The 19,290-nt window shown below is 32.6% G+C and carries 18 protein-coding genes; 1 reads left to right on the plus strand and 17 read right to left on the minus strand.

Features of this window, described 5'->3' with window-relative positions:
- Positions 1 to 84 precede the first annotated feature (84 nt).
- From ileS to bshC, 17 genes are all read right to left on the minus strand, one after another.
- On the minus strand, positions 85 to 2,835 hold the full coding sequence (gene ileS / locus LQ598_RS03890; protein ID WP_107536482.1) for an isoleucine--tRNA ligase: 2,751 nt from the start codon (positions 2,833 to 2,835) through the stop codon (positions 85 to 87).
- Positions 2,836 to 3,034: 199 nt separating this feature from the next.
- Positions 3,035 to 3,619 carry a DivIVA domain-containing protein gene (locus LQ598_RS03895; protein WP_239745252.1) on the minus strand — a complete coding sequence of 195 codons (585 nt, stop codon included), beginning with the start codon at positions 3,617 to 3,619 and terminating at the stop codon, positions 3,035 to 3,037.
- Between the two features lie 18 nt (positions 3,620 to 3,637).
- A complete protein-coding gene (locus LQ598_RS03900) occupies positions 3,638 to 4,411 on the minus strand; it encodes a YlmH family RNA-binding protein (protein WP_100215588.1) in 774 nt (257 codons plus the stop codon).
- A gap of 71 nt (positions 4,412 to 4,482) precedes the next feature.
- Entirely contained in the window at positions 4,483 to 4,779 is a 297-nt protein-coding gene (locus LQ598_RS03905) for a YggT family protein (protein WP_016911069.1), read from the minus strand.
- Positions 4,780 to 4,791: 12 nt separating this feature from the next.
- Complete coding sequence (locus tag LQ598_RS03910; protein WP_016911070.1) at positions 4,792 to 5,367, minus strand: cell division protein SepF; 576 nt, start codon at positions 5,365 to 5,367, stop codon at positions 4,792 to 4,794.
- An 11-nt stretch (positions 5,368 to 5,378) separates the two neighbouring features.
- Positions 5,379 to 6,050 carry a YggS family pyridoxal phosphate-dependent enzyme gene (locus tag LQ598_RS03915; RefSeq protein ID WP_016911071.1) on the minus strand — a complete coding sequence of 224 codons (672 nt, stop codon included), beginning with the start codon at positions 6,048 to 6,050 and terminating at the stop codon, positions 5,379 to 5,381.
- Between the two features lie 8 nt (positions 6,051 to 6,058).
- Positions 6,059 to 6,850 carry a peptidoglycan editing factor PgeF gene (gene pgeF / locus LQ598_RS03920; protein ID WP_239745253.1) on the minus strand — a complete coding sequence of 264 codons (792 nt, stop codon included), beginning with the start codon at positions 6,848 to 6,850 and terminating at the stop codon, positions 6,059 to 6,061.
- A 59-nt stretch (positions 6,851 to 6,909) separates the two neighbouring features.
- Positions 6,910 to 8,067, minus strand: a complete 1,158-nt coding sequence (gene ftsZ, locus LQ598_RS03925; protein WP_103322448.1) for a cell division protein FtsZ — start codon at positions 8,065 to 8,067, stop codon at positions 6,910 to 6,912.
- 28 nt (positions 8,068 to 8,095) lie between these two features.
- On the minus strand, positions 8,096 to 9,475 hold the full coding sequence (ftsA, locus tag LQ598_RS03930) for a cell division protein FtsA (RefSeq protein WP_016911074.1): 1,380 nt from the start codon (positions 9,473 to 9,475) through the stop codon (positions 8,096 to 8,098).
- 109 nt (positions 9,476 to 9,584) lie between these two features.
- Positions 9,585 to 10,529, minus strand: a complete 945-nt coding sequence (locus LQ598_RS03935; protein WP_239745254.1) for a cell division protein FtsQ/DivIB — start codon at positions 10,527 to 10,529, stop codon at positions 9,585 to 9,587.
- 26 nt (positions 10,530 to 10,555) lie between these two features.
- A complete protein-coding gene (gene murD, locus LQ598_RS03940) occupies positions 10,556 to 11,905 on the minus strand; it encodes a UDP-N-acetylmuramoyl-L-alanine--D-glutamate ligase (RefSeq protein WP_016911077.1) in 1,350 nt (449 codons plus the stop codon).
- A 1-nt stretch (position 11,906) separates the two neighbouring features.
- Positions 11,907 to 12,872, minus strand: coding sequence for a phospho-N-acetylmuramoyl-pentapeptide-transferase (gene mraY / locus LQ598_RS03945; protein ID WP_016911078.1), 966 nt, complete (start codon positions 12,870 to 12,872; stop codon positions 11,907 to 11,909).
- A 46-nt stretch (positions 12,873 to 12,918) separates the two neighbouring features.
- Positions 12,919 to 15,159, minus strand: a complete 2,241-nt coding sequence (locus LQ598_RS03950) for a penicillin-binding protein (RefSeq protein ID WP_239745255.1) — start codon at positions 15,157 to 15,159, stop codon at positions 12,919 to 12,921.
- Positions 15,146 to 15,514 carry a cell division protein FtsL gene (ftsL, locus tag LQ598_RS03955; RefSeq protein WP_239745257.1) on the minus strand — a complete coding sequence of 123 codons (369 nt, stop codon included), beginning with the start codon at positions 15,512 to 15,514 and terminating at the stop codon, positions 15,146 to 15,148. The genes LQ598_RS03950 and ftsL overlap by 14 nt, the downstream gene beginning before the upstream one ends.
- 19 nt (positions 15,515 to 15,533) lie before the next feature.
- Complete coding sequence (rsmH, locus tag LQ598_RS03960) at positions 15,534 to 16,469, minus strand: 16S rRNA (cytosine(1402)-N(4))-methyltransferase RsmH (protein WP_103322444.1); 936 nt, start codon at positions 16,467 to 16,469, stop codon at positions 15,534 to 15,536.
- Positions 16,470 to 16,480: 11 nt separating this feature from the next.
- On the minus strand, positions 16,481 to 16,912 hold the full coding sequence (gene mraZ, locus LQ598_RS03965; RefSeq protein WP_016911082.1) for a division/cell wall cluster transcriptional repressor MraZ: 432 nt from the start codon (positions 16,910 to 16,912) through the stop codon (positions 16,481 to 16,483).
- 145 nt (positions 16,913 to 17,057) lie between these two features.
- Positions 17,058 to 18,674 carry a bacillithiol biosynthesis cysteine-adding enzyme BshC gene (gene bshC, locus LQ598_RS03970; RefSeq protein ID WP_239745258.1) on the minus strand — a complete coding sequence of 539 codons (1,617 nt, stop codon included), beginning with the start codon at positions 18,672 to 18,674 and terminating at the stop codon, positions 17,058 to 17,060.
- A 134-nt stretch (positions 18,675 to 18,808) separates the two neighbouring features.
- On the opposite strand from bshC, the gene LQ598_RS03975 reads away from it, so the two are divergent.
- Positions 18,809 to 19,255 carry an N-acetyltransferase gene (locus LQ598_RS03975; RefSeq protein WP_239745259.1) on the plus strand — a complete coding sequence of 149 codons (447 nt, stop codon included), beginning with the start codon at positions 18,809 to 18,811 and terminating at the stop codon, positions 19,253 to 19,255.
- Positions 19,256 to 19,290 lie beyond the last annotated feature (35 nt).

The following is a 19,290-nucleotide window of genomic DNA, read 5'->3' on the forward strand; positions in this document are numbered from 1 at the left end:
ACCACATAATACGACTGGAATGTTAATTTCATAAACAATGAAAAGCACAAATCAACTCATTTTGATTTGTGCTTTTCTGAATTCTTATACTAATGTTTTAACAACTGATTGACAACGTGGGCATAGATGATCAAGTTCACCAACTGAACCTAATTCATCTGAGTAATTCCAACAACGTTGACATTTTTCTCCGTCAGCATGTTCAACTTTTACTTTAACATATTCGTAAGCTTCACCGTCTGTTAATTCATCAACTACATCAACTTTTGATACGATAAATAGTTGTTGTAAGTCTTGGAACTGACTTAAGAATTCTACAGTATTAAAGTCTTCTGAATTTGAAAGTGTGATATGCGCTTCTAATGATTTACCAATAACTTTTTCGTTACGCGCAACTTCTAAAGCTCTGTTCACATCATCTCTTACTTTCATAAGTTTAGACCATTTTTCAACTAAATCAATATCAACTTCATGTGGATTAGGCATATTCGTTAAATGAACACTTTCTTCTTCTACGTGTGGAATATGTCCCCAAATCTCATCAGCAGTATGTGGAATAATAGGTGCTAACACTTTAGTTAACTTCACTAATGTTTCGTTTAACACGGTTTGCATACTACGACGTTTCAATGAATCAACTTCTTCGATATATAAAATATCTTTACCATAATCTAAGTAGAAGTTACTTAATTCTACGTTAATAAAGTTTTGAATATCTTGGTAAATATCTAAGTAATCAAATGCTTCATAATGAGATAACGTTCTACCAATAAATTGATTTAATCTGTTATGCATATATTGATCAATTTCAAGCATGTCTTCATATTTAACGCTATCTGTAGCAGGATTGAAATCACTCACATTACCTAGTAAGAAACGGAACGTATTTCTAATTTTACGATATACGTCAGAAGTTTGTTTTAAGATGTCATTTGAGATACGTACATCTGCTAAGTAATCTACACTACTTACCCATAATCTAGCAATATCGGCACCCATTTGCTTAACAATTTTATCTGGCACGATAACGTTACCAAGAGATTTACTCATTTTCTTACCTTCTCCATCCATAACGAAACCATGTGATAGTAACATTTTATATGGAGAAATACCTTTAGTTGCTACAGATGTTGTAATTGAAGAGTTGAACCAACCTCTATATTGGTCACTACCTTCTAAATAAATATCTGCTGGGTATGATAATTCAGGACGTGTTTCTAGAACACCTCTATGTGTTGATCCTGAATCAAACCAAACGTCCATAATGTCTGTTTCTTTAGTGAATGCTCCATTTGGACTACCTTCGTGTGTAAATCCTTCAGGTAATAAATCTTTTGCATCTCTTTCAAACCAAATGTTTGAACCATGCTCTTCAAATAGATTTGCAACATGATTAATTGTTTCGTCTGTCATGATGATATCGCCATTTTCAGCATAGAATACTGGTAATGGTACACCCCATACTCTTTGACGCGAGATAACCCATTCTCCTCTATCTCTAATCATGTTATATAATCTCGTTTTACCCCAATCAATTTTGAACTTCGTATCATCAATTGCATCTAAAATATCTTGTCTTACTTTGCTGATAGATGCAAACCATTGTTCTGTTGCTCTAAAGATAACTGGTTTTTTAGTACGCCAGTCATGAGGGTATGAATGTTTAAAGAATGAAAGTTTTAATAGTGCGCCAACTTCATCTAATTTTTCAGTAATTGTTTTGTTTGCTTTATCGTAAAATTGTCCTTCGAATTCACCAGCTTCTTCAGTGAATACACCTTTGTCATCAATAGGACTAATAACGTCTAAACCATACTTTTGTCCTACAACATAGTCATCTTCACCATGTCCAGGTGCTGTGTGAACACAACCTGTACCAGCATCAGTTGTAACATGGTCACCTAGAATTAATAATGATGTTCTATCGATAAATGGATGTTGAGCTGTTACATACTCTAATTCAGAACCGCTAAATTCTTTCTCTCTGACGATTGTTTCTTTATTCCATTCTAACGCTTCACAAACTGTATCTAATAAAGCTTCTGCAACAACATATTTTTTACCTTCAACGTTTACTTGAACATAATTTAATGTTGGATTTACAGCAATTGCAACGTTAGATGGGATTGTCCAAGGTGTAGTTGTCCAAATAACAAACGCTGCATCTTCATCAACGATTCCTTTACCATCGACTACATTAAATGCTACATATATTGAAGGAGATTTTTTATCTTGATATTCAATTTCTGCTTCTGCTAATGAAGATTCACTTGAAGGAGACCAATATACTGGTTTTTTCCCTTTATAGATTAATCCTTTGGCAGCCATTTCACCAAACACTCTAATTTGAGCTGCTTCGAATTCAGGTTTCAAAGTAATGTATGGGTTATCCCAATCACCATTAACGCCTAAACGTCTGAAGTCTGCTTTTTGTAATTCAATTTGCTCTAATGCAAACTCTTTACATTTTTCACGGAACTCCGCTATAGACATTTCTTTTCTTTTAACACCTTTGTTCGTTAAAGCTTGCTCTATTGGTAAACCGTGTGTATCCCAACCAGGAACGTATGGTGCATAATAACCAGACATTGATTTTTGTCTAACGATGATGTCTTTCAAAATTTTATTTAAGGCATGTCCCATATGTAAATTACCATTTGCATATGGTGGTCCATCATGAAGAATAAATGGTGTATTCCCTTTATTTTTCTCTAAAATTTTATTAAATAGGTCTTTCTCTTTCCACTCTTCTTGAATTTGTGGTTCTTTGTTTGGCAAACCACCTCTCATTGGAAAACTTGTTTTAGGCATTAGTAACGTATCTTTGTAATCCATAAGTCTTAATCTCCTTCATCATTTAAATTAAAATAAAAAACTCTAAGTTGAAATAATAGGGACGACTTTAATCGCGGTACCACCCTCATTAACTCAACTTAGAGTTCACTCATCAACAATATATCATTTTGTAAACAGGTGATACCTAAAGATTTGAATTCATTAGGCTCTCACTATCCCTAATTCGCTTAGCAATTCATTATTCTTTAGACGTATCCTCTTCACTTTTAACTGATTGATTATTTATCTGTTCTTGATTATTTTCTTCTTCTTTATTCAAAATGTCAATATTTTCTTCAGTAACTTTTTGTTGATCGACATCATAATTCAGTAAATAATCCCAATCTTCAGTTTTCAATAAATCTAATTGCGCTTCTACTAACATGCGGAAACGAGAGCGGAACACTTTAGATTGACGTTTCATATCTTCAGTTTGGAAACTGATATGACGCGCTTTTTGAAGTGCATCGTTAATGATTTGATCAGAACGACCTTCTGCTTCTTTAACAATAGCATCTGCTCTCAAAATAGCCGTATGCTTTGTTTCTTCGCCTGCTTTTTGTGCTTGTAATAACGCTTCAGATATTGTATTTTCAACCGCTTTGAAACGGTTGATATTTTCATCTTTATCATTTATTAAAGTTTGTAATTGTTCTTTATCAGCTTTTAACTTTTCAATTTCATTACTTAAAGTCTGTAAGTATTCACGTACTTCTGTTTCATCTAATCCTTTATGGACTCTACTGAATTCTTTTTGTTTGATTTCTTCAGGGGTAAATGCCATAAGTTTTCCTCCTCAGCACTATTTAAACAAAGTTCGATAAGTTATTCTTATCTTGCCTTTTTTAGACTCTCCATTGTTTGCTATGATCAAAGCTCGACCGTATCCTTTAATAGATAATAAGTCATTCTCTTCGACTGTAAAGTCTACTGATTCAATTTCTCTATGATTCACTTTAACACGTTTACCTTCGATAAGCTTTTTACTTATCGTTCTACTTGTGTTTGTAATATGTTTAATGATTACATCAAGTCTCATCGCGCTAACTGTTATATCATGAGTAATCCAATTCTCACTTGATTGTATCATATTTCCGAATGGAATAGAACTCAATTTGATTCCAGCGCCTTTAATCTTTGTTAATTCCATCATAATATATGATTCAAATCTTTTTGTCAAAACAAACTGTATGCGATCATTGACAATAATATCGCCAAGTTGGTTTCTATCTATCCCAAGAGACATAATAGTTCCTAAAACATTTCTGTGCGTCAGTTTAACAAACTTAGAAGGATATGTAAGTTCAATCAGAACAATTTCATAATCTTCTTCTGTTGGAACAAAATAATCTGGCGCAATGATTGCACGTTTTCTTTCTAATTTATCATCCCCACCAAAATAATGTACGTTCAGCTCGTCAAATCCTCCAACGATCGTTTGCAAAATATATTGTTCTCTAGGGTCTAAAAAATCTGTTAATACATGTTGGTAATTTCTTTCAGCGATTTCACATTTATTTAAAAATAAATCAATTTCTTCTTTTTCTTCTTTTCTAAAGTGTTGATATATATCCATTTTTACACCTCTAATTATATAAAAAATAGGATGTGACATTTCGTCTCACCCTACTGTCATTCATTGTTCATTTATAAAATAGGTACTACAGGCACAATCATATTAAATATATTGATTAAACCGACATAGAATAAACTCAAAGTAATAAATGCCACTATTGAAGATATATCTAACATACCTAAAGGTGGAATGATTTTTCTGAATGGTTCTAAAAACGGTTCATATATTTTCCCTAAAAATTGTCCAAATGCGCCTTCTCTAACACCTGGTAACCAAGATGTAAGGAAATAAACGATCATACCATATTGATAAATTTTAACTATAAATAATACAAATCCTAAAATTGTACTTAATAATCCACTATCCATATCTTATTTCCTCTATTCTTGATAAGGTTCAACTTGCTCTAATTGTTCAGTTATAGATCCTGCTACTTCAACGTTATCAGGTGTACATAAGAAAATATCAGTACCAACTCTTCTAATGTCGCCACCTATAGCATAAACAGTACCACTTAAGAAATCTATAATTCTTTTAGCAGATACTTTATCAATGCGCTGTAAATTTACTAATGTCGTTCTTCTGTTTTTTAACTCATCAGCGATATCTTGTGTATCAGAAAACACTCTCGGTTCAAATAAGCACATTTTAGAACTTTGCGCAAAATCCATATTACCACTCATGCTAACCACATTCGTTTGAGATGAATTTGTACGTTTTTCAGTCATGGCCTCTTTCCTTTCAGGTTTTTTAAAATCACGTGAACGCTGTGATTGATATCTTGTTGTATTTGTTTTTTGTGTAGGTATACTTTGAATAGATTGTTGATTCGTTTTTTTGTCTTGAGTTGATGGTTCTTGTTGTGGTGTTTTGCTTTGTTCTCTCTCGGGTTCTTCGTAAACTTCTTCTTCTTCGTCAACTACGAAGAAACCTTTAAATACATCTTTAATTGCCATAATTTACACTCCTATTCACCAACTAATTTAGTCCCAATTCTTACGTATGAAGCACCTTCTAAAATTGCTTCGTTAAAATCATTACTCATACCCATAGATAATTCTGTACATGGCGCATGTGCTAAATTTAGTAACTGCACTTTATCTTTTATTGTTCTTAGTTGATTAAAATATTGTCTTAATTTTGATTTATCTTCAGTCAAAGGTGCCATAGTCATTAAACCAACTATCTCAATATGTTTAAAAGTTTCAAGTTCTTTAATAAATGGAATCACTTCTTCAGGTGAAATACCATGCTTAGATTCTTCACCAGAAACATTCACTTGAACAAAACATTTTACAACATGATTAGCACGTTTATCAATTTCTTTAGCTAATTTTATTCTATCTAACGCATGTAAATAATCAATTTCATTGATTATTTCTTTAACTTTTCTTGTTTGTAATGAACCAATAAAGTGCATTACAGCATCATCAGGTAGATGTTTTTTCTTCTCTAAGAAACCTTCTATTCTATTCTCACCAAAATTTTTCAATCCAGCTTGATAAGCTTCTATAGCTCGGTCTATTGTAACATATTTTGTCACAACAATCACTTGAGGTGTCGTTTCGAATGCTGATTCTTTACTACTATTACAAATTTGTGAATTTATATCGATCAAATTTTCTTTTACTGATTTCAAAGTTTTACCTACTTTCTGCCAATAAATGCTAACATTCTACCGGTCTTACCTTTTTCTACCCTATATGAAAAGAATAAATCTGTTTCACTTGCAGTACAATGGTTCGTTTTAACAATATGCTTCGGACTGATGCCGTAATGAATAGCTAACAACTCGTTAGCAAGCTTTAAATCAATACCGTATTTATCATGTCCTCTTTGTTCTGTATATAAATGAGCGTCTATAGGTAAAGTTGTGAATTTATTATAAATATCTTCATTTATTTCATAACTATTAGAAGTAGATGGACCAATAACGATTCTTAAATCGGATTTATCTCCCTTAAATTTAGCAATCATTTCTTTTAATATTTCAGAATAAGTCCCTCTCCAACCAGCGTGACAAATACCAACATACTCATTTTTAATATCATACAAATAAATAGGCACACAATCAGCAAAACACATTGTTAATAGTAAATCAGATTCATAAGTATATAGTCCATCAATACCATCCAGTTCATTTGTTAATTCATTAATATTTTTACCTTTATCTGTTGAAAATACTTCTTGTACTTTGTTTTCATGTGTTTGAATTGGAAAGACCCAATTTTCACGACTGAAATCAATTTCATCAGCTAATATGCTTTGGTGTTTTGTAACATTTTCTGGCTTGTCATCTATATAACGTGCCATATTGAAAGCATTCTCCGGATATAAACTATAACCATCTCGACGTGTTGTTATGCCAAGTGTTATATCAGATCTGTCATCGATGTCATATGCCAAATAATGTTTATGCTGACTAAATATCTCTTTCATTTCATCTCTCCTAACAAAAAAAGTCACCAGGACTTAGCCTGATGACTTTTTAAGTTCATTTATCGTCTAGAGCGTCTAGAACGTCTATCTTCTCTATTTCGAATGAAACTTGGAATATCACTATCATCAGTTGATTCATTTGCTGATTTATTTTCAAATGAAGCTGTTCTACCTAGTGATTCCCCTTCTTCTCTTTTAGAAGTAGGTTCTTCTGTAGTTCCACCAAATGCTCCACCAGTTTGAGGTTTGCGAGCACTAGAAGGTTTGTCATTGAAACCAGTAGCAATTACAGTAACGACTAATTCGTCTTGTAATTCTGGGTTAATAACTGTACCAAATATCATATTCACATCTTCATCTGCTGCGTCTTGTACAATATCTGCTGCTTCTTGAGCTTCAAATAGTGATAATGACTCTCCACCAGTAATGTTCATTAAGACACCTTGAGCACCAACTATAGATGTTTCTAATAACGGTGAAGAAATTGCTTTTTTAGCAGCTTCGATTGCTCTGTTTTCACCTGAAGATACACCGATACCCATTAATGCTGAACCTTGGTTAGACATAATTGTCTTAACGTCTGCAAAGTCTAAGTTAACTTCACCTGATACAGCGATTAAATCTGAGATACCTTGTACACCTTGGCGTAATACGTTATCTGCTTCTTTGAACGCTTCCATCATAGGCGTTGATTTATCAACGATATCTAATAAGCGGTCATTTGGTATAACGATTAGCGTATCTACTGCAGCTTTCATAGATTCTACACCAGCAGCAGCTTGAGTTTGACGTTTACGACCTTCAAAGCTAAATGGACGTGTTACAACACCAACTGTTAAAGCGCCCATTTCTTTAGCGATTTTAGCAACTACAGGTGCCGCACCTGTACCAGTTCCGCCACCCATACCAGCAGTAACGAATACCATATCAGCACCTTGGATCGCATCTTCTATTTGTTCACGTGATTCTTCAGCAGCTTTTTTCCCGATTTCTGGGTTAGCTCCTGCGCCAAGTCCACGCGTTAATTTTTCACCAATTTGAATTTTAGATGAAGCTTTTGATAAATTTAAAGCTTGACCATCTGTATTAATAGAAATAAATTCTACATTATTCATACCGTGATCTATCATACGGTTAACAGCGTTATTACCTCCGCCACCAACACCAATTACTTTTAAAGTAGCTAAATGATTAAATCCTTGCTCAAATTCTAACATTTATTATCCTCCTAATCTTTATGACCCATCAATCAAATAACGATTTCATTAATTTTTTAAATACACTAGGCTTCTCTTCTTGACTATCCGATTCATAATCAGCTTCGGAGTAATTGTCTGTACCAGAATTTGAAGCTTTTGCGTCATTATTTTTATCTTTGTTTGTTTTTTTCTTAAACCATTGTTCATATGGTTTAGCTTTAGTTTCTTGATTTACATCTTCGTATGTTTCTTCTTCAACATTATCGATATCATAATTATTCATTGTAACATAATCTAGTAGCTCATCAAAGTTTATTCCACTAGATATTGTAGATATACTAGAAGTAAATTCAGGTTTACGTATACCCATTTGTGACGGTGTATGTACACGTACTTTTTCATTGACCATATCTTGTAATAGTTCTTTAATTCCAAGTAGGTTTGAAGTACCTCCAGTCACAATAAATCCACCATTAACATTTGTTATACCCATGTCTTGTAGTAAATCGAATATTTCAAAGAATATTTCTTCTACTCTAGATTCGATAATTTCACTAAGCTCTTTTTGAGTAAATTGTGCGTGACCATCTTCATTGACTTGCTCAACGCTAAAAACATCTTGGTCTGATGCAGAATCATAAAATGCATGTCCATATTGTTGTTTAATCTTCTCAGCGTTGTCATATGTAGTATTTAACGATTTTGCGATATCTGTTGTAATACTTCTACCTGCCATCTCAATCGTATCAGCATCAACAAGATTTCCTCTTTCATAGAAACCTACTTGAGTTAAATCTTCACCTATATCAATTACACAAGCACCTAGTTCTACTTCAGTTGGCGATAGTATAGATTGATAATTATAAGCATCTGAAAATACTTCTAAAACATCTACTCCACATGATTCAACACATTTAATTATATTGATTAAAAGTGATTTTGATGTTGCAATAACGCCTGCCTCTACTTTTAATGATTGAGTTGCTACCATTTCTTTAGGGTCAGACACTTCATGCAAATCATCGACAATAAATTTCATTGGAAATACGCCGATCACTTCAGTTTCTGGAACGTCATTTAAATCTCTAATCCCGTCTAATACTGATTCAATATGACTTCCATTTATTTCAGTTTCTGTTCCTTCAAAAGGTATTTCAAATTTCTCGTCGTATATTTCTGTATTCACGATAGGCATTTTCAAAAATACTTCTTTAATGTCTACACCAGAAGCAATCGCTGCTTTTTTGATTGTATCTTTAATTGCTTGTTTAGCAATATCAAAATCATCAATACAACCATTTCTTATACCATTCGTATACGTTTGCCCTGTACCTATCACGTTAATGCCATTATGAAACTTTTCTCCTACTATTACTTTTACACTCGATGAACCTATATCTAAACTGATATAATAATGTTCCTCCATCGATAGGCACCTCCTCTAACACATGATAATCAAATTTACACTATTATTAGTTTACATGATAGATGATTTAATGTGAACTAATTATAGGTTTATTTATTGATTTTTTTACTTATTCTTCCGATTTCTCAGATGATTTTGATTCTTCACCTGATTTATCCAATTCTTTAGATAAATCTTGCAGCGCTTTGTCTAATTTTTTTTGTTCAGTTTGAGTATTTTCGTCTTGTTCAGACTCTTTTTCAGAACGTTCTTTTTGTTGTTCTTTTGATTCATAAGGTAAAAACGTCACGCCAACTTGCAAATCTACAAATCCAGGTATTTTTAGCGCTCCAGAGTTATCTCTTTCTAATTTATCAGAAATACTCGGATAATAGTTAATTTTGCTCGCGAAAGTTTGAATATCTCCAACAACTTCGACATTATCTGTCATAAACAACTGTATTCTATTTTCATTATTTTCACCTGGTTTATAATTCACTTCTGAAATCATCGCTTTAACTCTAGGTTTAACTTTCTTTAATTCAGGAATTAATTTTTCTAATTTTTTCGAACTAAAATCATTTAAAATAGGAACATCAATTGGTAAATCAGTCGATAATTTTTTCATAGTTGATCCATTTTCTAACAAAGGCGTATATCCTTTTTTACTTTTAATCAAACCAATTGGTTCATACTCTTTCACTTCAACGGTTAAATCATTTGGGAAGTGTCTTTTAATTTTAACACTTTTAACACCTTCGATTTTTTCTACTTTTGTTGTCATATCACTTTTTGACAAATTATAAATTCTAGAATCAGATTGAATATTCAAGGCTTTTTCAATATCTTTTTTTGCTACGATTTCTTCGCCTTTAATATCAACTTGATCAACTTTACTTATATCTGTAAACATATAAATAACAATCAAAATGACAAGGAGTATAACACCTATGAATACACCTAATTGAATTTGACGTCTACGTTTTCTTTTTTTTCTTATAATATTCAAACGTTCGTCTTCAGTAGTCGTTTCAAATTGCAATATATCCTCATTATTATCAGAACTTTTATTCACGGTTGTCACTCCTTTTTATACAATTTCTAAAAAGTTGGTAAATGTTTTTGGAAACTTTCGATGAATTCTTCACCACGCGCTTCAAACGTATCATATTGGTCCCAACTCGCACATGCAGGCGATAATAATACAACATCATTTGACTGGATATAATCTTGTATCTTATCGACAGCATCTTTCACATCATTTGCTTGTATAACTTCTTTACCTTGACTTGCACCTAATGTTTTAAGCTTGGTTTTTGTTTCTCCAAAAGTAACCATCAATCGAACATTGTCCATATAAGGTATCAAATCGTCAAAATCATTACCTCGATCCAAGCCTCCACACAACCATATAATTGGAGAATTAAAGGCACTCAAAGCAAATCGAGTAGCTAAAGTATTCGTTGCTTTAGAGTCATTATAATATTTATTTCCTCGATTATTACCAACATATTGTAGTCTATGCTTAATACCAGAGAATGTTGTTAATGTATGAACAATAGATTTAACATCTACTCCAGATAATAAAGCAGCTAGAACAGCTACAAGTACATTTTCTAAATTATGTTTACCCGGTAAAACAATATCATTCTTATGAATAATTCTGACATCTTTATAAACGACGTAATCATCTTCTATATAAATACCATCAACTTGTTGTTGAGTAGAGAAATAAAGAATTTTAGATTTTATGTCATCTTTATTGATGAGATGTCTTTGCTCATAATTAAAGATTAAATAATCATCTTCAGATTGATTTTTAAAAATATTCTTTTTAGCATTTTGATACTCTTCCAAATTACCGTGATAATCTAAATGAGCAGAATATATATTCGTAACAATTGCAATATGAGGTCTGTAATTAATCGTTCCTAAAAGTTGGAATGATGATAATTCGGTTATGAGGTAATCGTCTTTTGTAACTTCTTGTGCTACTTTCGATGCAACTACACCAATATTCCCAGAAACTTGTCCATTAACTTTACTATTTCCAAACATGTCCCCTATTAAAGAAGTCACAGTTGTTTTCCCGTTCGTTCCCGTAATACCGATAATAGGTGCTTCAGAAATATAATAACTCAATTCAACTTCTGTAATGATATCTAACCCTTTATTAACTGCTTCTTGTAATAAAGGAATACTATATGGAATACCTGGATTCTTAACCACTAACGGATTATTATCCAGTAAACTAATTGGATGCTCTCCGCTAATCACGTCAATACCTTGGTTAATCAATTCAAGCGCGTGAGGATCAGAAGTTAAATCTTTACCATCATTCACAGTGACATTTGCACCTAGTTTATGGCATAATTTCGCACTTTCATACCCACTCTTAGCTAAACCTAATATGAGTACATCTTTTCCTTTTAATACATCATATTCCTTCATATCACATTACTCCAATCCATAAACCAATTGCACCTGTAATGATACCTGTAGCCCAGAATACTAAGACAATCTTCCATTCACTCCAACCAACTAGTTCAAAGTGATGATGCAATGGACTCATTTTAAATATTCTCTTACCTGTAAGTTTATATGATGTAACTTGTAACATTACTGACAATGTTTCAATTACAAATACTAAACCTATCAATAACAAAGTGATTTCTTGATTAAGCATAATTGAAATTGTCGCAAAAATACCACCTAATGCTAAACTTCCTGTATCTCCCATAAATACTTTTGCTGGATATTTATTATAAATTAAAAATCCAATCAAGCTTGCTAACATGACTAAACAGAATAAACCTATTTCTGGTTTATCTAAGATAAACGATAAAACTGCATAAAAACCAAATGCAATGATAGATAAACCTGTTGATAGGCCATCCAATCCATCTGTTAAGTTTACAGCATTACTGAATCCAACTTGCCAGAACACAATAAATATTATGTAAAAGATAGATAAAGGTAATGACCAATCGGTAAATGGTATATTGATTGCAGTTTCAAAATCATAATTCGGTAAAATAACGCTCACAATATAAAATATAATCGCAATCGCAATTTGCGCGAAGAATTTTTGTTTACTTGTTAAGCCTTGATTATTTTTTTTAACGACAATAATATAGTCGTCTATAAAACCAATTAAACCGAATCCAATTGTTACAAATAGCAATAGAATAAGTGGACCTACTTGTTCTACATAAAATAATGCAATGATTGTAACAATAATAGTTGAAAGTAAAAATGTTAACCCACCCATTGTTGGTGTGCCTGTTTTTTTCATATGACTCTTTGGTCCTTCTTCTCTTATACTCTGACCAAACTTTAATTTTTTAAGTGTTGGAATTAAAACTGGCACGAGTATCAAAGTCAATAAAAACGCAATGACAGGTAGCGTAAAATTCATAATTGTTCACCTTTTCTTTTATTTTTTTATCGGGAATCTAGTGATTTTATGAATCACTAGATTTCTCTTCTTTACTATCATCTTTACTTTCCTTTGTATCTTTAGAAGCATCTTCTTCTGGTACTTGCCCTATAGAATCATCACCATTTGGATGATTATTCGAAAGTGTGAATTTCACTTTTGTACCAGCTTTAATCGTTTGATTTCCTTCTATTGATTGTTCAGACACATAACCAGAACCCTCTGTTTCCACATCGATTCCAGTAGCTTCTTGTAGTTTCAAGAGATCACGTTTAGTCCATTTCTCAGTATCTGGCATCGTCATTTCTCCGTCAGTAACAAGCAAGATTCTTTCTTTGTCTTGAACATTTTTTCCTTTAAGAGGCAATTGTTTCTTAACTTTTTGACCATTGCCGATGACAATTGGTTCTAATTTCTTACCTTTAATTGCATCAGTTGCTTTTTGAATACTCATGTTGACCACATCCGGAACTTCTGACGATTTATCCTTAGTCTTTCCTTCTGTTTCTTCAACATCTAAATATTTCAATGTGTTTTCCATAATAGGATTAAACCCTCTTGAAACACCGTATTCATATGCTTCTAAGTCACGCTTTTGCGCCAATGACATACCTGCATAAACAACTACTTCTGGATCTTTTGCAGGTGCGTAACCCATGAAACTAACAAAATAAGGGTTTGCGCCATTAACATAACCACCATTTTTTGTATCTGGAACTTGAGCAGTACCCGTTTTACCTGCTACACGATAGCCATCAATTTGGTAATTTGTTGCGTGGCTTTCTTTACTATTTACGACTTTATCTAATTCATCCATTGTTTTTTGAGCAGTATCTTTAGAAATTGGATTGCCGACGACTTTTTTATCGCCTTTTTTAATTGTTTCATTATTTTCTTTATTTTGAATTGATTGTACATAATAAGGTTCTAACATATTACCTTGATTTAATATTGCTGTTTCAGCTTGCAACATTTGTACTGGTGTTACAGTAGTTGATTGTCCGAATGCAGATGTCTTTCTTTGAAGTTCATTGTCAAACGCAATATTACCTGGCGCTTCACTATCGAACAAGCCTCCTGTTTTCTTACCGAAACCAAACTTTTCATAGTAAGCTTTCGCTTTATCTTCTCCAACTAAATCTTGTAATTTCATCATGAGTGTATTAGCTGAATAAGTAAATCCAGTAGTCATAGGTATATTGCCCCAACCATCATCGTTCCAATCGTAAATTTTAAATCCATCAATTTCTCTATGACCAGATTTGAATTTTTTCTTAGGTTCAAACTTACCTTCTTCAATTGCTGCAGCAAGTCCATATGTCTTAAATGTAGAACCTGGTTCATATGTATTTTGATATAAATCATTCGCCCATTTTTTACCAAAATCTTTTTTTGTATCCGGATTAAATGTTGGACGTTGACTATAACCTAATATTTCTCCAGTCTTTGCATCCATTACGACAGCAAATAAGTCTTTAGGTTTATATCGATCATCCATTTCATTAAGTGCATTTTCAACGAATACTTGAATATTAGAGTCTAAAGTCAAGTGCACGTCATCACCATTTTTAGCTTTAATACTGTTTTCACTGTTTGGTACGAGCATGCCCCATATATCTTGTTTATATGAATTTTTACCTTTTTTACCACTTAAATAACTATCAAACACTTTTTCAGCACCTGCAACGCCTTTTAATTGGTTTGTTTCTTGGTCTTTATCTGCTAGACCAATAAGATGAGATGCAAAGTTTCCATTAGGATAAAATCTTTTTTTCTCAGTTTCAAATGTAAGACCAGGTAATTTTAATTTTTCAATTTGCGTTTTTTGTTTATATGTTAAATCTTTACCTTTTTGTCCAAACTCAACTTGAAAGGCTTTTTTTGTCTTAAGTTTACTTAATATGTCTTTTTCATCCATATCAATGATTTTAGATAACGCTTTAGCAGTTTTTTCTTTATCTTTAACATGCCTTGGCTTATCGCTACCTTCACTCATTTTTTTATCTAAAATTGCTACTAATTTATAGCTATCTGTATCTTCAGCTAAAACTTTCCCATTTCTATCATAAATTTTTCCACGTTCTGGCTCTGCAACTGATTGTCTTAAATATTTTTCACTGGCCCTGTAAGTTAAATCTTCACCAGCAGAGTGTCCGCTGATCATTAAATATGAATATCTTACAGCCAATATAAAAAAGAGCAGTCCGAAAAAGCTTACTAAGAGGACTGCTCCTATTTTATTTTTCTTTATTTTAATTTTTGGCATCACTACGCACTACCTTTACATTGTCATTATTCAACTTTAGACCGTAGTCTTCAGCTTTTTCGTAGATGCGCTCGTATGACGATTGTTTCATAGATTCCGTCTTCAAATCACTATTAGTTGTTTGTTGTTGTTCAATTTTACTGTCTAATTCTGCAATTTGAGTCTTATTGTTATACGCATCCATTTTTAAAGATAGCATATAAATACTTATCAACGCAATCATAGTTATTAATGATATGTATACGACTTTTTCGATTCTAGATATACCTACAACTTTGGTCCTTGTAACTTTTTTCTTCTTCGGTTCGAGTTGTGGCTCTTGCCACTCATTTGGATATATTCTTTCTACTGCCATTCAATTGCCACTCCTCTGCTTACTTCAAAATTTCTGCTACTCTTAACTTCGCACTTCTTGCTCGTTTGTTTTGCTCAAGTTCTTGATCATCAGAAATAATTGGTTTTCTATTTACTCGTTTCAATTTCGGCTTGTACTCTTCCGGTATAACCGGCAATCCCCTTGGTACATCTGGTCCTTTTTCATATTCTTGAAAGACTTGTTTACACAAACGATCTTCTAAAGAATGGAACGTAATTACCGAGATTCTTCCGCCAACTTTCACGTGTTGTATTGCAGCTTCAATTGATGTTTCAAAAGCACCTAATTCATCATTCACTGCAATTCTCACTGCTTGGAAGACACGTTTTGCTGGATGTCCACCTTTTCTACGTTTAGCAGCTGGAATACCTTGTTTAATTAAATCCACTAATTCGAAAGTCGTTTCTATAGGTACTTGTTCTCTTCTTGCTTCAATCTTTCTAGCTATTTGTTTAGAAAACTTCTCTTCACCATATCTAAAAAAGATTCTCACAAGTTGTTCATATGACCATTCGTTTATCACTTCATAAGCAGATAATGATTGTGATTGATCCATTCTCATATCTAACTTAGCATCATAGTGATAACTAAAACCTCGTTCAGGTGTATCGAGTTGTGGACTAGATACGCCTAGGTCATATAGTACGCCATCTACTTCACTAATATGTAATTCTTCTAATATATGTTCTAAATTTCTAAAGTTGTCTTGTACAAAAATTATTTTATGCAAGTGATCTTTTAAAATCTCTTTAGCATGCTCTAGCGCTGTTTCATCTTGATCGATTGCAATCAGTCGACCTTCGTCACTCAATTGTTCAACCAGGTATAAACTATGCCCAGCTCCACCTAATGTACAATCAACGTATGTACCATCGGGTTTAATATCTAGCTTGTCTACTGTTTCTTTTAATAGTACGGATACGTGATGAAACATTTAATTCACTCCTAAAAATCAAAATCAATGAGATCTTCCGCAATGTCCTCAAAATTGTCTTCAGATTCATCATAAAAATCATTCCACGTAGCTCTATCCCAAATTTCAATTCTATTAGAAACACCAATTACAGTACATTCTTTACTTAAATTAGCGTAACTTCTTAAATTTTGAGGAATATTAATACGTCCTTGTTTGTCTAACTCCACTTCAATAGCACCTGAGAAGAACATTCTCATAAATTTACGGGCATCTTTTTTTGTAATGGGTAAGGTTTTGAGTTTTTCTTCAATGCGCGCCCACTCTTCAAGAGTGTAGCCAAACAAGCATTTGTCTAGGCCTCTAGTGATAATAAAACGTTCGTTCAAATCATATCTGAATTTAGAAGGCACAATTATACGACCTTTTATATCCAATTGATGTTGATATTCACCCATGAACATTTTATTTCACCTCACCTTATTTATAATTTACCACATTCCCCCACAATCCTCCACTATTTATGCAAGTTTTCTTAAACTTTGTGTAAATAGTTAAAAAAACACCCAATTTACGATTTCGTAAATTGGGTGCTAAACATTGATTTGACTATAGTTCAAGCGTGATATGTTCAAAAGTGTAACGAAGTGGTGGATAAGTGGAGGGACTGAACATAGTAATCCCAAATTGATTCATTAATTGGATAGGATTCCACACTCTTTCTTGTAGTCCGTGGTGGGGATGTAATGTATTCTCCACTATTTCAAAATGTCTCATACTAATTTCGTTTTCTCTTTCTACATTTAACATGTATCTATCTATCAAATACTGGTATTGATGCTGATGAATCTGGTTGTTCTTTTCGACTAATTTTCTGTTTTGATAATTATCACCAATTTGATTGATAAGCTTTTGATGGAAACTTGATTGAACTACTTTTATTTCTTCAATTTCTCTCAATACTTCATCAGACGCTTTTTCTCTAATAAACTTATCTTTGTCATCTTTAATACCGTTTATCAACAGGTTATCTAAATCCAGTTCGTAAGTATCTATACACTTCTTGCTTTCTTGAGTAAGATAACTAATACGCATTCTCGGCGTAACGATAGGCATTTCAATATTTAACGTTTTAAATACCTCTTTAAGTTCGCCCCAATATATAATTTCACTTGGGCCACCAATAAAGCTTAACGTATTAAATAAATATTCTTCCATTAAAGGTCTTGTGACAACGTTATTAGAAAATCTTTCAGGATGTTTTTCCAACACACTGATTAATTCATCTTTGCTAAAAGTTATATCCGTATCCTTGCTTAAATAATATTTTTCATTTTCATACATAAGCAATTGTCTTTTCTGATTGTAGTCATAAAACAAATGTACGTTACTATCTGTTAAAATCATACGTTTTTTAATAACATTAGCAAATTGATCTTGCGTGTTACGGAAGGCATTATCTATCTCTTCACGTTTTTCGATTATTTCTTTAAATAATGGTATCTCGATTGTTCTTAATTTTGAATAGCTCGCATCAATTAATAATAAACCATGCTCTTTAAACACTTCATTCGTCATAACCTTAAAGATATCGCTCCATGAATCAGATGCTTCTATCGCATCCGTAACCATTTCTTTAACAGCCTTTGAATGATTTGTTTCCCCTATAGCACTAAACATATCGCTTAAAGCATCCATGACAAGTTCTTTATCGAACTGATACTGAGACACGCTTTTTTCAGGAGGTTCTAAAGTGCTGTATTTCACTTTGTTTAACTGCCTAGAAACACGGTCATAAGCAAAAGTATGATTTATTTCATCAAAATCATGATCCTCTCCTGCTATCCAAAAAACTGGCACAACTGTTGTGTTTAATTTTTCACTTTGTTCATTCGCTAAAATTATTATAGAAATAATTTTATGGAAAGTATAAAGCGGCCCAGTAAATAAACCTGCTTGTTGACCACCAATTATAACTTTGTGACCATTTCTTAAATTCTCAATATTCTTAAGCTGTGCTTCTGTCAGTTCTAAGTCAGACATATAACTATGAATCACTTCTGACAATGCTTTTTCTCTACCATTAGAATTTAATTTAGCACGTCTTTCAAATTCAGATTGTTCTCCAGGTTTATATTCATAAAAATTCAAAATTTCATCGCTTTGATTTGTATATCTATCTATAAAGCTATTTTGTTGATCAATTACAGTCTTCTTACAGTCCATACGAGTCTTTCTCCTTCAAAATTAATTACTACCAATAGTATAAAGATTGTAGTTAAATAAAACAATCTAACGGCTTATAATTTAAAATTTTATCTAAATGAAGTATAATTGAGAAAAGAGCAAGGGGGATTATCATGGCTAAAGTAGTACATTTACAAATTAATTACAAGACTGAAGAAGCATTTGAACAATTCCGTAACTTCGGTAACGAAGGTTTATATATGGTTGAAGAACTAAAAGGAAAAATGATAGATGCTAGTTCAGATTCACCATTTTATGGTATTTACGTTGGGGACAAGTTAGTAGCGCGAATGTGTTTATATAAACAAGTTGAAATCGAAAAAACTTACTTCCCACAATTTAATGATTACCTTATATTATGGAAACTTGAAGTAATTAGAGATTATCAAGACAGAGGATATGGTAATCAGTTATTAGATTATGCTAAGAGTTTCAAGTTACCTATCAAATGTATCGCTCGTAACCAATCTAAAGACTTTTTCTTGAAGCATGGTTTCCAAGATATAGAACAACAAAACCAATCTGGCGAAGATATTGTCATTTGGACTCCAGATAATTAATAGCTTAAAAAACAAAAAGCAGAGAAGACACTTTT

Origin of the sequence: Mammaliicoccus sp. F-M27 (assembly GCF_022387115.1) — a bacterium.
In the GTDB taxonomy this organism is placed as follows: Bacteria; Bacillota; Bacilli; order Staphylococcales; family Staphylococcaceae; genus Mammaliicoccus; species Mammaliicoccus vitulinus.